The sequence below is a fragment of the Herminiimonas sp. CN genome (assembly GCF_000622895.1).
Classification (GTDB): domain Bacteria; phylum Pseudomonadota; class Gammaproteobacteria; order Burkholderiales; family Burkholderiaceae_D; genus AVCC01.
On record NZ_AVCC01000020.1, the window covers coordinates 30,566 to 45,193 of the forward strand.

The 14,628-nt window shown below is 62.2% G+C and carries 10 protein-coding genes; 7 read left to right on the top strand and 3 right to left on the bottom strand.

What is annotated here, in order from left to right; genetic code table 11:
- The first annotated feature begins 4 nt into the window (after positions 1 to 4).
- From HMCN_RS0106595 to HMCN_RS0106615, 4 genes are all read left to right on the top strand, one after another.
- Positions 5 to 979 carry a quinone oxidoreductase gene (locus HMCN_RS0106595; RefSeq protein WP_025916639.1) on the top strand — a complete coding sequence of 325 codons (975 nt, stop codon included), beginning with the start codon at positions 5 to 7 and terminating at the stop codon, positions 977 to 979.
- 7 nt (positions 980 to 986) lie between these two features.
- Positions 987 to 1,154, top strand: coding sequence for a hypothetical protein (locus HMCN_RS19175; RefSeq protein WP_155837443.1), 168 nt, complete (start codon positions 987 to 989; stop codon positions 1,152 to 1,154).
- A gap of 272 nt (positions 1,155 to 1,426) precedes the next feature.
- Positions 1,427 to 4,132, top strand: coding sequence for an aminopeptidase N (gene pepN, locus HMCN_RS0106610; RefSeq protein WP_025916640.1), 2,706 nt, complete (start codon positions 1,427 to 1,429; stop codon positions 4,130 to 4,132).
- Between the two features lie 62 nt (positions 4,133 to 4,194).
- Positions 4,195 to 5,196, top strand: a complete 1,002-nt coding sequence (locus tag HMCN_RS0106615) for a class 1 fructose-bisphosphatase (RefSeq protein WP_025916641.1) — start codon at positions 4,195 to 4,197, stop codon at positions 5,194 to 5,196.
- A gap of 102 nt (positions 5,197 to 5,298) precedes the next feature.
- On the opposite strand, the gene HMCN_RS0106620 is transcribed toward HMCN_RS0106615, so the two are convergent.
- Positions 5,299 to 8,649: a UvrD-helicase domain-containing protein gene (locus HMCN_RS0106620; protein ID WP_025916642.1), complete on the bottom strand. Its 3,351-nt coding sequence runs from the start codon at positions 8,647 to 8,649 to the stop codon at positions 5,299 to 5,301.
- On the bottom strand, positions 8,649 to 11,372 hold the full coding sequence (locus tag HMCN_RS0106625) for a PD-(D/E)XK nuclease family protein (protein WP_025916643.1): 2,724 nt from the start codon (positions 11,370 to 11,372) through the stop codon (positions 8,649 to 8,651). Before HMCN_RS0106625 ends, HMCN_RS0106620 begins: the two co-directional genes overlap by 1 nt.
- Before the next feature lie 332 nt (positions 11,373 to 11,704).
- Between HMCN_RS0106625 and trxA the strand changes: the two genes are divergently transcribed.
- Both trxA and rho read left to right on the top strand, forming a co-directional pair.
- The gene (gene trxA / locus HMCN_RS0106635) at positions 11,705 to 12,031 is read left to right on the top strand and encodes a thioredoxin TrxA (protein ID WP_025916644.1); all 327 of its coding nucleotides are present in this window, start codon (positions 11,705 to 11,707) and stop codon (positions 12,029 to 12,031) included.
- Between the two features lie 147 nt (positions 12,032 to 12,178).
- Positions 12,179 to 13,441 carry a transcription termination factor Rho gene (rho, locus tag HMCN_RS0106640; protein WP_025916645.1) on the top strand — a complete coding sequence of 421 codons (1,263 nt, stop codon included), beginning with the start codon at positions 12,179 to 12,181 and terminating at the stop codon, positions 13,439 to 13,441.
- 76 nt (positions 13,442 to 13,517) lie between these two features.
- Here rho and HMCN_RS0106645 read toward each other — a convergent pair whose 3' ends face one another.
- Positions 13,518 to 14,126: a trimeric intracellular cation channel family protein gene (locus HMCN_RS0106645; protein ID WP_035626121.1), complete on the bottom strand. Its 609-nt coding sequence runs from the start codon at positions 14,124 to 14,126 to the stop codon at positions 13,518 to 13,520.
- 210 nt (positions 14,127 to 14,336) lie between these two features.
- Here HMCN_RS0106645 and HMCN_RS0106650 point away from each other — a divergent pair, with 210 nt between their 5' ends.
- On the top strand, positions 14,337 to 14,603 hold the full coding sequence (locus HMCN_RS0106650; protein WP_025916647.1) for a type B 50S ribosomal protein L31: 267 nt from the start codon (positions 14,337 to 14,339) through the stop codon (positions 14,601 to 14,603).
- Positions 14,604 to 14,628 lie beyond the last annotated feature (25 nt).

A 14,628-nucleotide genomic window follows, 5' to 3' on the forward strand; every position in this document is an offset into this window, starting at 1 on the left:
CATCATGTCAAAAGCGATTCGCATCAGTACCACAGGCGGCCCGGAGGTGATGGAATACATCGAGGTCGAGGTCGGCGCACCCGGCCCGGGCGAGGCGCGGGTGCGCAATGTCGCCTGCGGCCTGAATTTCATCGATGTGTATTTCCGCACCGGTCTGTATCCGCAACCGTTGCCGGCCGGCCTCGGGATGGAAGGCGCCGGCGTGGTGGAGGCGGTCGGCGCCGGCGTTACCGACATAAAAGTCGGCGACCGCGTCGCCTACGCTGGCCGCCCGATCGGCGCCTATGCCGAAGTGCGCCTGATGCCGGCGGCGGCGCTGGTCCGGCTGCCGGACGCGATCGACTTCGAGACTGCCGCGGCGATGATGCTGCAGGGCTTGACGGTGCAATACCTGTTTCGCCGCACCTACCGGCTGCAGGGCGGTGAAACCATCCTGTTCCATGCGGCCGCCGGCGGGGTCGGCCTGATCGCTTGCCAGTGGGCGCGTGCGCTGGGCGTGACCATGATCGGCACCGTCGGCTCGGACGCAAAAGGCGCGCTGGCCAAGGCGCACGGCTGCGCCCACGTGATCAATTACAACACCGAGAATTTCGCCCTTCGGGTCAGGGAAATCACCGGCGGCAAAGGCGTGCCGGTAGTCTACGACTCGATCGGCAACGATACCTTCATCGGCTCGCTCGATTGCCTGTCGCCGCTGGGGATGATGGTCAGTTTCGGCAACGCCTCCGGGCCGGTGCCGCCGTTCAGCCTGAACGAACTGGCATCGCGCGGCTCGCTCTTCATCACCCGCCCGTCGCTGATGAATTACACTGCCAAGCGCGAGGATTTGCTGGCGATGGCAGGCGAACTGTTTGCAATGGTTGAAAGCGGTAAAGTGAAGATCGAGATTAATCAGCGTTATGCGCTGAAAGATGTCGTGCAAGCCCACATAGACCTGGAGTCGCGCAAGACGACAGGTTCGAGTATTTTGATCCCCTAAGGAAAACATGACATCCCCCGCAGAGAATCCGCAGCAAACCCCGGAACAGCCACCGCAAGAACGCTCGGCTGATAGCCCGGGAGCAGCCGCCATGGCGCGCTTATTTGTCGTCAGTATTGTCGTGGTGGCGCTGACCCTGATCGTCACCGTGGCCGGGCAGATCTATTACGGCTAGATTGCAACATAACCCGGAGCTTGCACAGGCCGGGTATGCCCGGGTATACCATAAAACATTGAATTTTCTGCATGTTTTATATGCGGCAATGAAAAATACAGCGCAATGTATGTATTTTTCTGAAATCTTTTCCCGGAAAAAATCCACTTGCCGATGAAGCGCGACGTTGCGGCGACCCTGTGCCGGCGCAACAGTCGGGCCGCATTTCAGCAAGCATTGCGCGGCGATTGGTAAAATGCCGTTTTGCATCTCTTCCATTGGATGATTTCCCCATGCGAACCAATACTCCCAATACAATTTTCCGCGCGGATTACGCTGCGCCTGGTTATACCGTCAGCACCGTGGAAATGGGCTTCGACCTCGATCCGCACGCCACCCGCGTTGCCACCCGCATCACGATGACGCGCAATCCCGCGGCGGCCGGCAAGAATCTGGTGCTGCATGGCGAGGGGCTGGAGCTGCTGTCGCTGCGCATGAACGGGGAATTGCTGAGCAAGCGCGCCAAGGGCGGCTACACGCTGTCCGGCGCGATTTTGCAAATTGCCGATGCGCCGGATCAGGTCACGCTGGAAATCGAAACCCTGATCCATCCGGACCGGAACACCACGATGATGGGACTGTATGTCTCGAACGGCAATTTCTTCACCCAATGCGAAGCGGAAGGCTTTCGCAAGATCACCTACTTCCCGGATCGCCCGGACGTGATGGCGCAATACACGGTGATGCTGCGCGCCGACAAGAAGAAATATCCGGTGCTGCTGTCGAACGGCAATCTGGTCGAACAGGGCGACCTGGGCGGCGGTCGCCACTATGCGAAGTGGCAAGACCCGTTCAAGAAACCGTCCTACCTGTTCGCGCTGGTGGCCGGCAAGCTGGTCTGCCAGGAAGAGAAATTCAAGCTCCAATCCGGCCGCAGGGCCTTGCTGCAAGTATGGGTCGAGCCGGGCAACCTGGACAAGACCCAGCACGCGATGGACTCGCTGAAACACAGCATCCGCTGGGATCAGCAGCGCTTCGGCCTGGAGCTGGACCTGGACCGCTTCATGATCGTCGCCGTCGGCGATTTCAACATGGGCGCGATGGAAAACAAGGGCCTGAACATTTTCAACACCAAGTACGTGCTGGCCAATCCGAGCATCGCCACCGACGCCGACTACGCGAATATCGAGTCGGTGGTCGGCCACGAGTATTTCCACAACTGGACCGGCAACCGCGTCACCTGCCGCGACTGGTTCCAGCTGTCGCTGAAGGAAGGTTTGACGGTGTTCCGCGACCAGGAATTCTCGGCCGACATGATCGGCTCCGACAGCGGCCGCGCGGTCAAGCGCATCGAGGACGTGCGGGTGCTGCGCCAGGTGCAGTTTTCCGAGGACGCCGGCCCGATGGCGCATCCGGTGCGGCCCGACAGCTATGTCGAGATCAATAATTTCTATACGGTCACGATCTACGAAAAAGGCGCGGAAGTGGTGCGCATGTACCAGACGCTGCTGGGGCGCGAGGGTTTCCGCAAGGGCATGGATCTGTATTTCGCGCGGCACGACGGCCAGGCGGTATCCTGCGACGATTTCCGCGCCGCGATGGCCGACGCCAACGGCCGCGACCTGTCCCAGTTCGAGCGCTGGTACAGCCAGGCCGGTACGCCGCGGGTGAAGGTGCAGACCAAATACGATGCCGATGCGCAAACCTATGAGGTGACGCTGGCGCAATCCTGCCCGGCCACGCCCGGCCAAGGCAAGAAGCAGCCGTTCCACATCCCGTTTGCGATCGGCTTGCTGGACGCGCATGGCAGGGATATGCCGCTGCATCTGGAAATTGCACAGAAAAAAGGACGGGCGCCGCTGGCAAACGATCAAACCTGCCAAGCCGGCCACACCACCTGCGTGCTGGAATTCACCAAGACGCGTCAGACTTTCCGCTTCACCCGGGTAGGCGAACAACCGGTTCCGTCGCTGCTGCGCAATTTCTCGGCGCCGGTGCTGCTCGATTACGCATATTCGGACCAGGAACTGGCGCACTTGCTGGCGTTCGACAGCGATCCGTTCAACCGCTGGGAAGCCGGCCAGCGCCTGGCGATGCAGCGCCTGCTGGCACTGACTGCGACGCTGCAAGCCGCAGCCGAGCCAGCGCTGGAACTGGATGCACTGTTCATCGAATCGATGCGCGCGGTGCTGAACGACAGTACGCTCGATCCGGCCTTCCGCGAACTGGTGCTGACGCTGCCGTCGGAGTCATTGCTGGCCGAGCAGTGCGCAGTGGTCGATCCGCACGCGATACATGCGGCACGCCGCTTCATGCGCACCAGCCTGGCGCAAGCGCTGAAGGCGGACTTTCTGGCCGCTTATGAAGAAAATCTCGGCAGCGGCAAATACAGTCCTGATGCAGCTTCGGCCGGCAAGCGCGCGCTGAAAAATCTGGCGCTGTCGTACCTGCTGGACTGGAATGACGACAGCGCGCTGCAGCTGGCGCACGCGCAGGATGCTGGCGCCGACAACATGACCGATCGCCTGGCTGCTCTGATCTGCCTGGTCAATTCCGGCAGCAAGAGCGCCGCCAAGCCCTTGCAGCGTTTTTACAAGGATTTCAAGAAGGAAGCGCTGGTGATCGACAAATGGTTCAGCCTGCAAGCCACCGCGCGCACCACCGATGTCGCCGCAGTCAGGAAGCTGATCGCGCATCCGGCATTCACTATCGCCAATCCGAACCGCGCGCGCAGCCTGATTTTCAGTTTCTGCAACGGCAATCCGGCGCAATTCCATGCGCCCGACGGCAGCGGCTACGCGTTCTGGGCCGAGCAGGTGATCGCGCTCAATGCGATCAACCCGCAAGTGGCGGCACGCCTGGCGCGCACGCTGGACCACTGGAAGAAATACCGGCCGGCGCTGCGCCTGCAGATGCAGGTCGCGCTGCAGAAAGTCGCAAAGGCCAAGAAACTGTCGAAGGACGTGGCCGAAGTGGTGTCGAAGGCGCTGGCGGCTTGATATGCATTTGCCCCGCTCCCGCTTGCGGGAGCGGGGCGGTACCATAGTTAGAAAGGAAATTCATGAAACGCATCAGCCTGACACAATACCTGGTGGAAGAACAGCGCCAGAACAACACCATCCCGGCCGAATTGCGGCTCTTGATCGAAGTCGTCGCGCGCGCCTGCAAGACCATCAGCCATGCGGTCGGCAAGGGCGCTTTGGGCGAAGTCATGGGCAGCGCAGAGACGGAGAACGTGCAGGGCGAAGTGCAGAAAAAGCTCGACATCATTTCCAACGAAATCCTGCTCGAAGCCAATGAATGGGGCGGCCATCTGGCGGCGATGGCGTCGGAAGAGATGGAAACCATTCACCCGATCCCGAACCGCTATCCGAAGGGCGAATACCTGCTGCTGTTCGATCCGCTCGACGGCTCTTCCAACATCGACGTCAATGTCTCGATCGGCACCATCTTCTCGGTGCTGAAAGCGGCGGAAGGCATGGGCGAACCGACCGAACAGGATTTCCTGCAGCCGGGCAGCCAGCAGGTTGCCGCCGGCTATGCGGTGTACGGCCCGCAAACCGTGCTGGTACTGACCACCGGCAACGGCGTCAACTGCTTCACGCTGGACCGCGAGATGGGCTCCTGGGTGCTGACCCAGCGCAACATGCAGATCCCGGCTGAAACGCGTGAATTCGCGATCAACGCCTCCAACGCCCGCCACTGGTTCCCGCCGGTGACGCGCTATGTGAACGAATTGCTGGCCGGCGACGCCGGTCCGCGCGGCAGCAATTTCAACATGCGCTGGATCGCCTCGATGGTGGCCGACGTGCACCGCATCCTCAACCGCGGCGGCGTCTTCATGTACCCGGCCGACGCGCGCGAACCGGGCAAGCCCGGCAAGCTGCGCCTGATGTACGAAGCCAATCCGATGGCGTTCATCGTCGAGCAGGCCGGCGGCGCGGCCACCAACGGCGCCCGGCGCATCATGGACGTCCAGCCGGAAAAACTGCACCAGCGGGTGCCGGTGTTCCTGGGATCGAAGAGCGAGGTGGAGCGGGTCACGTCCTACCATCAAGCATAAGTACAGTCCATCGCGCATCTGGTGCATGATTGGCAGTATTTGTTGAGTCGCTTGTTTTATATGCGGGAATGGCAGGGTTTATAACGATACCCTGCCATTTTTTTAATCCAGATCGATCAGGCGCCCGTCGACGGTGATCAACGCCGATTTCAGGGGCTTGTCGCCGAACACCATTGCGCCCGCAGCGCGGTAGCCGGCCAGCTGCGCCCGATAGGCGGCGCGCTCAACGTCGAGGTAGTTGCGCTTGTAGTCGAGAATCCAGATTTCCTCCTCGAAGATGACCACCCGGTCCAGCCTGAGCACGCTTGCGCGGTGCAGGATTTCCATTTCGTTGCGGGCGCTGTGATGCTGGCCTGGGTCGAAAAAGCGCGCCAGATGCGGCTGCGCCAGGATGGTTTCGGCCTGAGTGCGGATGGTCGCCGCCAGCGCGGCGGGGCAGCGCAGCCAGCCGGCGATGGCGTCCGCCGCGGGGATTTCGACCGGCCACGCGCTAGCGTGGGTCAGGCGTTCCAGCAGCGCGTGCAGCGCGATGCCTTCCGCAATCGCATCGCCTGCGGTGCTGGCCGTTGGTGCGCTGCCGGGGGCGGCCAGCAGCGGCGGATCGTACAGCGGCAGCGTGAAGCTGTCGGCGGTCATTTGATCCGGCGCGGCTGCGAGTGCAGAAAACGCATAGTCCGGGATTTCCGGCGCGTGGCGCAGCCGGTCGTACCAGCTGCCGGGCGCGCTGCCGTCGGCTTGCGCGCTTTTGGCAGCTGCCACGCCGCTGACGATCAGGATCTGCTTGGCGCGGGTGGCGGCGACATACAGCAGATTCCAGTCTTCCTGCTGCTTGAAGCTTTCCTCTGCGGCGAACAGATGGTCGCGCGCCGCGCCGCGCTCGCCTTGGCGGCCGAACACCGAGAAGTGGGTCGGGGCCCGAGATTCCTGCGGCCAGTCGCACAGCACGCCGCTATCGTCGCGGGCCGGTTCGCTGTGGTTGGCATCGAGCAAGACCACGATCTGCGCTTCCAGCCCCTTGGCGCTGTGGATGGTCATGATGCGCACCGCGTCCAGCCCGGCATCGATCCCGGCTTCGTCGGGCGCATCGTTGCCCGCCTGGTTTTGCAAGGTGCGCAGCGCATCGATGAATTTCGGCAGGCTCGGATAGCGACCGGCATCGAGGTTCAGCGCCAGCTCGACGAACGCTTCGATATTGCCGATCACCTGGCTGCGCACCAGCGGCTGCGCGGCTTGCGCGGTGCGTGCGATCAGATCGCCCTGATGCAGGATCAGGTCGAGCAGGTCGTGCACCGGCAATTGCGGCGCGGCCAGCAGCCAGTGCGCCAGCAGACGTTCGGCGCGCGCCAGCGGCTGTGATGCGCCAGCGTCTGCGGCAGCCTGCAGGCGGGCCCACCAGCCGTGTTCGGTGCGCTGCGCAAGCGCAATCAGGTCGGCGTCGCCGGCATCGAACAAGGGCGACTTCAACACCTGCGCCAGCGCCAGATCGTCGCCGGGCGTGATCAGGAAATTCAGCAGCGCAATCAGATCGAGGATTTCCAGTGCGCTGAGCAGGCCGCCGCGGCGGTCGGACGCGAACGGAATTCCGGCCGCACGCAACGCGCCCTCGTAGGCGCCCAGATGGGTGCGCTTCTTGACCAGCAGCATCACGTCCGACCAGCGCACCGGCGCATTGGTCTGCGTGCTCAGCGCGTGCCGGGCGTGCAGGATTGCCTGCGCCACTGCATGCCCCTCGTCGCGCCGGCGCGCATCTTCCTGTTCGTCGCGCGCGGTGGCGAGCGGGTTGCGGATCATCGATGCCGCTGCCACATCTGCCGCACCTGCGGCGGGCTTGTCGTCGGCTGCTGACCGGATCAGCGGCAGGCGCCAGACCGTGCCGGCTTGCGCGGCCAGCGTGGTTTGCGGCTGGAAGATCGGGTTCGGCGCGAAGCTGGCATTGAGCGCCTCGACGATGGCTGCCGCATTGCGCCGGGTCTGGTTGGTGCGCAGCAGCGCCGCGCCTTGCGCGGCCAGATGGGCGCTGGCGGCCTGGAACACGCGCGGCTCGGCGCGGCGGAAACGGTAAATCGATTGCTTGGGGTCGCCGACGATGAAGATGCCGGGCTTGCCGGCGTCGTCGCCGTAGGCGTTCAGCCAGCCTTGCACGATGTGCCATTGCAGCGGATTGGTGTCCTGGAATTCGTCCAGCAGGATCTGCTTGTAGCGCGCATCGAGCCGGCTTTGCAGGTACGCCGCGTGTTCTTCGTTGGACAGCAGCCGGTACGCCTGCCATTCCAGATCGGCGAAATCGAACACGCGCCGTTCGGCCTTGATCGCCTGATAGCGCTCCAGGTAGGCGGCGCCGACGGTAAACAGCGCGGCGTTCACTGCCAGCACCTGCGGCTCGCAACTGCGGCGCTGCAGTTGCAGCAATGTTTCGCCCAGGGTGGTGAATTCGCGCTCGAAGGCGTCGCCGCCGTCTTCTCCCAGATTGGCTTCGATCGCCTTGAACAATTGCCCGCGTCGGTGGTCGTTGCCGCGTGGCGCGCCCTTGTCGTCGCAGAACTGGCCCAGCAGTTGGGCAAAATTTTCCAGGCCGGCGCCGGCAGTCAGCGCGCTCTCGATGCTGGTGGCGCGTTCCTGATTGCGTTTTGCGCCTTGCCCCAGCAGCCATGCGATGTTCAGCAGGCGTTTTTGCAGAGCTGCGTCATTCCACAGCGCCAGCCGCGCGTCATTTTCGGCATCGTCGCCGCACAGTTCTCGCAGCCATGCCAGCGGCAGTGGCTCTTGCGATGAATCTTCACGCTGGGTGCTGGCCCACCATTCGGCGCGCTTGCCGATGAAGGCGTCCAGCAGTTTCCTGGTGTTGAAGTCGCCGATGCTGTCGTACAAAACCAGCAGCGCAGCCTTCAGTTCGGCATTGCCGTCATCGTTGATCGATTGCATGAAGGTGCTGTAAGCCTCGGACAGCAGTTCGCCGGTGGCTTCGGTCAGCGTGTAGCCGTGCGGCACGCCGGAGGCCAGCGGCGCAATCCGGATCAGCTTGGCAAACCAGCTGTGGAAGGTGTCGATCGACAGCGCTTGCGGGCTGGACAGGACCCGTTCATACAGGCCGCGCGCGGTCGGCAGCGCGTGCGCCATGTCCTGCGGCGGCACGCCGCGCTCTTCCAGCAGCGTGCGGATTTGCGCTTCCGGCAGCAAGGCCAGGTCGCGCAGCAGCAGCAGCAGGCGCTCGCGCATTTCCTGCGCGGCCTTGCGGGTGAAGGTAATGGCCAGCAATTCGGCCGGTTCGGTGCCGGCCAGCAGCAGGCGCAGCATGCGCGCTACCAGCAGCCAGGTCTTGCCGCTGCCGGCGCAGGCTTCCACCACCACCGATAGTCTTGGGTCGCAGGCGCTGGCGATGAAGGCTTGCGCGCCGACCGGCTGCCGGTTGATTTCGTAGGCGTGCGGGGCTGGTTCGGGATTCATGCGTTCCATTACCAGGCTCCCTTGCGGCACAGACCGCGCACATCGCAGTACTGGCAAACCGATTCGACGCCGTTGGCCGGCAGCGGCGTGCCGCCGGCTATCGCTTGCATATTCATGACGATGTGTGTTTCCAGTGCGGTTTTCCAGTTGGCGTAGTCGGGTGCGGCAGCGGCGCCAGTTTTGCCGCCTTTCCCTTTGTCTGCTTCCAGCGCGACATACTGCGCGCTGGCCACCGGCGCGTCCGACAACATGCCGTAGAACGGCAATTGCAGGTCTTCGCCGCCTTTCAGCCTGGCCTTCAGGCTGGCGGCGTCGCTGGTCTTGTAGTCGAGTATCGCCCGCGCGCCGTCTGCGGCTTCATCGATGCGGTCGATGCGGCCCTGCAGCAATACTTCTCCTTGAATTTCACCCTGCTGCCAGCGCAGGGTTTTCTCGAACCATTGTTCGCCGACCACGAACTGCCAGCCTTCGGCCTCGTGCGCATTGGCCCATTCCAGATACGCGGGAATCACCTTTTGCCAGCGCGTGTAATAGCCGAGCGCGGCGGCGTTCTTGCCGAGAATGGCATCGAACGCTTGCGCGGAAATGCTGCGCAACAAGTTTTCGCGCCCGGGCAGCGGGCAAGGCTGGTCGCGCAGCGTGTCGTGATAGGTTTTCAGGATCGCATGCAGCCAGCCGCCGTAATCGCGCTTTTCCGGCATGTCGGACAGTTCATCCAGTGCGGAAAGGCGCAGCATGCGGGCGGCGAAGAACTGGTACGGGCAGGCCAGCAGGCTGTTGTAGCCGCTGGCCGAGAGTTTTTGCGGCGCCAGTTGCGGCGCTGATGGCGCCGGCATGCGCGGCAGCGCAGGCTGCAATTGCCGGGTCGCCAGCGCGCTGTGGTGCGCCGGCAACGGCGGCAGACCGTGCCGCGCCAGCGTCAGCTGCAGCCGTTCGATCCAGGGGCTGAGCGGATTCGGTTCGCCGTCCGTATGCGCCTGCCACGACAGCACCACCTCCGGATTGGCGCTCAGCAGCTCGGCAAAGTCGCGCAATTGCTGGCGCTGGCGGCTTTCGCGGGTTTCCAGCCCGAGTTCGCGCCGCACCGCATTGGCGAAGAACAGGGTTTCCTGCGGCTGCGAGGGCAGGTGCTTGGCGTCGGCACCGACCAGCAGCACCGCATCGAAGCTGCGCAGGCGCGTGCCGTTGAGCGGCAGCATCACGACCCGGGCATCAAGATTGGCGGCCACGAACGGCGCCGCTTCCAGCTGCATGTCGAGGAAGGCGCGCCATTCGGCAAATGCAAAGGTTTCGGTCAGCGCCGCGCATTCCGCCTGCAGCGCTTCCAGCACCGCCAGCACCTGTTGCCCGGCAGCGTCGGCCGCCAGCGCGGCCTGCATGTCGAGCGCAGCCAGCATGCCGCCGGTGGCGGCCAGCCAAGCGGCCAGCGTCTTGCGCCCGCCAAATGCCGCGGCCTGCTGCGCGATGCGGCGCACGCTGGCCTGCTCAGTCGGACTTCCGGCCAGCGCCGCGCCGGCCGCGTCCCAGCCGGCCAGCACATTGGCGCGCCGCAGCGTGCGCTCGATCGTCATCAGTTGCGCCGGCTTGTCCGCCAGCGGCGCGAACACGTAGGGCGACTTCAGGAAGTCCAGCAGGGCGGCGGTCTCGGCCCGCGACGACACCACTTCGAACCACGCCGCCAGCGCCGCTGCAGCGCGGGTGGTGGAGAGCTTCCAGCCGGTTTCGTCGCTGACGAAGACTTGGGCGCGCTCCAGCAGCGCCCGGATGCGCCGCGCCACGACCCGGTCCTGCGCGACGATGGCCAGGCGGGATTTGCCTTGCTGCAGCCAGTCGACGATGGTCTGGGCCGCGTGCAGCGCTTCGTCTTCCAGTCCGCTGGCGCCGTAGAGCGCCACGGGTTGTCGCCCGGAAAATATACTGGATTGACTGGCATCGTTTTCCGCATGTATTTCGTGCCATGCGACTGCATACTCCTTGCTTATTGCCGAGGTGCGCCAGTCGAGCAGGAGCGGCAAGACCGGCTGGCGTGCGGCGTAAGCGCTCAGGAATGCCGCTTGCTGCGGATCGGGCGCAACCGGGCTGATCCAGACCAAAGGCCCGCGTGCCTGCTCCGCAAAACGCTGCAGCTGCAGCATGCGGGCGGCGCTGGCATCGTTCTGCTCGAGCTGGCTCTGCCAGATCGTCCACACCAGCTGGGTTTCGTCCGACAACAGCTGGCGTGCCGGCGGCGACAGTTCTGCCAGTGCGGCCTGCCAGCTTTGCTCCAGCGCCTCCGGTGCCAGCTGGAGCGCCGGCAGCAGCGCCTGCGTCAGTTCATCCGACAGCGACAGCAGGGTTTGCGCCAAGGGCAGCAGATCGGTATTGCGCTTGGCGGTGAACAGTTTTTTCAGCCACGCATGCTGGCGCAGCCCCGCGTACAGCGCCATCAGCCGTTCGCTGTCGTGCGCAATCGCGCTGCCGCCGCTCTCCGGCGGCAACAATTCGAGCCAGGTGGCTGGCGTGGTGATGCGCGGCGGAATGAATGCGCATTGCAGCGCTTCTGCCAGCGCAGCCTTGAGCTGGAGCGCATGGCCGTAGGTCGGCACCATCACGCACAGCGCCGAAAAATCGGGTGCTTGCGATGGCGTCCGCTGCGGCAGCAGCGCGTCTTCTTGCAGCCGGCGCAGCAGCGCGCGCGCCGCATCGCACCAGAAAGTGGCGGAAGGGGGAATCAGGATAGGCGAAAGCGGCATCTGGTATGGGCTGATTGCGACGGGGAAGAAGGGTCGGCTTTGCGTGAAAACCACGCCGATCATGCATTTTATGCGAGCGGCGCAGGCGCCTGCAGATAAAATCGAAGCCGCTGCACAACATTTCGCGCAAAAATAGGTTATGATTTACCGCATCCCCGCCGCATTGTTTCTTGCCGCACATTTCAAAAACATTGAATTAAAGCACAGCGCCTCAACTTCATTGAGGTCACAATGGAGGCGCTGTCAAGCAGGCAACGAGTATTGCAGGCAAGTCTGAACGAATTCCGTAGGCAGCGCCATTTACCCTTTTATCCCCTCACTCCGAGGAATCCATGAGCGAAAACATCAAACATATTACCGATGCATCCTTTGAAGCGGATGTACTGAAGTCCGACAAACCCGTGCTGGTCGATTTCTGGGCGGAGTGGTGCGGCCCCTGCAAAATGATCGCGCCGATCCTGGAAGAAATCGCCAAGGAATACGACGGCAAGATCACCATCGCCAAAATGGACGTCGACGCCAATCAGGCGGTACCGGCAAAATTCGGCATTCGCGGCATTCCGACCCTGATCCTGTTCAAGAACGGTGTCGCTGCGGCGCAAAAAGTAGGCGCGATGGCAAAAGGCCAACTGACCTCGTTTGTGGACAGCAACATTTAATGCAAGCAGCGGCGCAGCGCTCGCAGTGCCGCTGATTCATATAAATATTCTTCAGATTATCCCGCTTGATACTCAATACCCGATTACAAGCACACCTCGCGGTTCCCACCCCCACCTATATTCATCCCGTCTCGGGACACTCTCACCATGCATTTATCTGAATTAAAGGCGTTACACGTCTCGGCCCTGCTGGAAATGGCAATCGGACTCGACATCGATAACGCCGCCCGCTTGCGCAAACAGGAATTGATGTTTGCCATCCTGAAAAAACGCGCCAAGCAAGGCGAACAAATTTTCGGCGACGGCGCCCTTGAAGTGCTGCCGGACGGCTTCGGCTTCCTGCGCTCGCCGGATGCCAGCTACATGGCGTCGACCGACGACATCTATATCTCGCCGTCGCAAATCCGCCGCTTCAACCTGCATACCGGCGATTCGATCGAAGGCGAAGTCCGTACCCCGAAAGACGGCGAACGCTATTTCGCACTGGTGAAGGTGGACAAGGTCAACGGCGAGGCCCCCGAGGCATCCAAGCACCGCATCATGTTTGAAAACCTGACGCCGCTGCACCCGAACAAGGTGTTGCACCTCGAGCGCGAGATGAACGGCCAGGAAAACATCACCGGCCGCATCATCGACATGATCGCGCCGATCGGCAAGGGCCAGCGCGGCTTGCTGGTGGCGTCGCCCAAATCCGGCAAGTCGGTGATCCTGCAGCATATTGCGCACGCGATTACCGCCAACCATCCGGATGTGACGCTGATCGTGCTGCTGATCGACGAGCGGCCGGAAGAAGTGACCGAGATGCAGCGCTCGGTGCGCGGCGAAGTGGTGGCGTCGACCTTCGACGAACCGGCCACGCGCCACGTGCAGGTGGCCGAGATGGTGCTGGAAAAAGCCAAGCGCTTAGTCGAAATGAAGAAGGACGTGGTGATCCTGCTGGATTCGATCACCCGCCTGGCGCGCGCCTACAACACCGTGATCCCGGCCTCCGGCAAGGTGCTGACCGGCGGTGTCGATGCCAATGCGCTGCAGCGCCCGAAACGCTTCTTCGGCGCCGCCCGCAACATCGAGGAAGGCGGCTCGCTGACCATCATCGCCACCGCGCTGATCGAAACCGGCAGCCGGATGGATGACGTGATCTTCGAGGAATTCAAGGGCACCGGCAACATGGAAGTGCATCTGGAGCGCCGCCTGGCCGAAAAGCGCGTCTACCCGGCCATCAACCTGAACAAGTCCGGCACCCGCCGCGAAGAGTTGCTGATCAAGCCGGACCAGTTGCAGAAAATCTGGATCCTGCGCAAGTTGCTTTACAGCATGGACGAAATCGAAGCGATGGAATTCATTCTCGACAAGATGAAGGCCACCAAGACCAACGCCGAGTTTTTCGACATGATGCGGCGCGGCGGCTAATTCTGCTTAAATCGCCGGATCAGGTTCGGTGGCGGGCAAAGGAGGGCGTAGGCTGCGGCAGGCGCCCTTCTTGTATTCAGGCCGGCAGTTTCAGATCGAAGCGCACTGCCAGCAGGCGCATTACGAAGGTGACCAGGATGCTGGAAAGAAGCGCAAGCGTCTGGTGAACATCAAGCAGATTGAGGATCAGATACACCCAGCAGCCGACGAAGGCGCAGGTGGCGTAGAGTTGCCCGCGGCGAAATACCAGCGGTATCTCATTGCATATCACATCGCGCAATACGCCGCCAAAAATGGCGGTGATGACGCCCATCATCACGCAGATGAAAAGCGGCATTTGCATTTCCTGCGCAACCGAGGCGCCCACGGCGCTGAACAAACCCAGTCCCAGTGCATCGGCAAAAATGATCGCGCGTTCGGCAGTTGAGGATTGAAGGTAGTGCGAGAGCGGCAGCACAACCAGGGCCAGCACGAATATCAACAGCGTGTATTCCTGATGCTGCACCCAGAACAGCGGACGGCGGTCCAGCAGGATGTCGCGCAAGGTGCCGCCGCCGAAAGCCGTGATGAAAGCCACGGTGAAAACGCCGATCAGATCCATTTTCTTGCGGCGCGCCTCGATGAAGCCCGAGCTGGCGAAGGCGATGATGCCAAATACTTCAATGGCCCGCAAAGCCGTACTCATCCCTGAATTAATGCCGATTGCCACGTTTCTTGCTCCTGTTCTGGTTCGACATTTTATTCCAATTTGGCCATAGTGCCTGATTGCATTGTATAATCTCCGGCTGCGATTTTAAGCAGCGGCATTCAACCACAGGCAAGTGATCGACAATCGGGCCAAGAGGCGGCACGGCCGACGAAGTGACGATTGGCTACCAAACTACTAGAGGCACACATGAAAGACGGCATTCACCCAGATTATCGCGAAGTTTTGTTCCACGACTTGTCCTGCGATTTCAAATTCGTTACTCGCTCAACTATCCAGACCCGCGACAAGATGGAATTTGAAGGCAAGGAATATCCACTCGTGAAGATCGAGGTATCTTCCGAATCGCATCCGTTTTACACCGGCAAACACAAGATCGTCGATACCGCCGGTCGGGTGGAAAAATTCCGCCAGAAATTCGGCACTGTTGGTTCAAAAACCCAAGTGGCGGAGTAATTTCGCTGCTTCACAACAAAANAAG

Coding starts and splice junctions, on each gene's coding strand:
- HMCN_RS0106595 (WP_025916639.1), top strand. CDS start 5: ATGTCAAAAGCGATTCGCATCAGTACCACAGGCGGCCCGGAGGTGATG.
- HMCN_RS19175 (WP_155837443.1), top strand. CDS start 987: ATGACATCCCCCGCAGAGAATCCGCAGCAAACCCCGGAACAGCCACCG.
- pepN (WP_025916640.1), top strand. CDS start 1,427: ATGCGAACCAATACTCCCAATACAATTTTCCGCGCGGATTACGCTGCG.
- HMCN_RS0106615 (WP_025916641.1), top strand. CDS start 4,195: ATGAAACGCATCAGCCTGACACAATACCTGGTGGAAGAACAGCGCCAG.
- HMCN_RS0106620 (WP_025916642.1), bottom strand. CDS start 8,649: ATGGAACGCATGAATCCCGAACCAGCCCCGCACGCCTACGAAATCAAC.
- HMCN_RS0106625 (WP_025916643.1), bottom strand. CDS start 11,372: ATGCCGCTTTCGCCTATCCTGATTCCCCCTTCCGCCACTTTCTGGTGC.
- trxA (WP_025916644.1), top strand. CDS start 11,705: ATGAGCGAAAACATCAAACATATTACCGATGCATCCTTTGAAGCGGAT.
- rho (WP_025916645.1), top strand. CDS start 12,179: ATGCATTTATCTGAATTAAAGGCGTTACACGTCTCGGCCCTGCTGGAA.
- HMCN_RS0106645 (WP_035626121.1), bottom strand. CDS start 14,126: ATGAGTACGGCTTTGCGGGCCATTGAAGTATTTGGCATCATCGCCTTC.
- HMCN_RS0106650 (WP_025916647.1), top strand. CDS start 14,337: ATGAAAGACGGCATTCACCCAGATTATCGCGAAGTTTTGTTCCACGAC.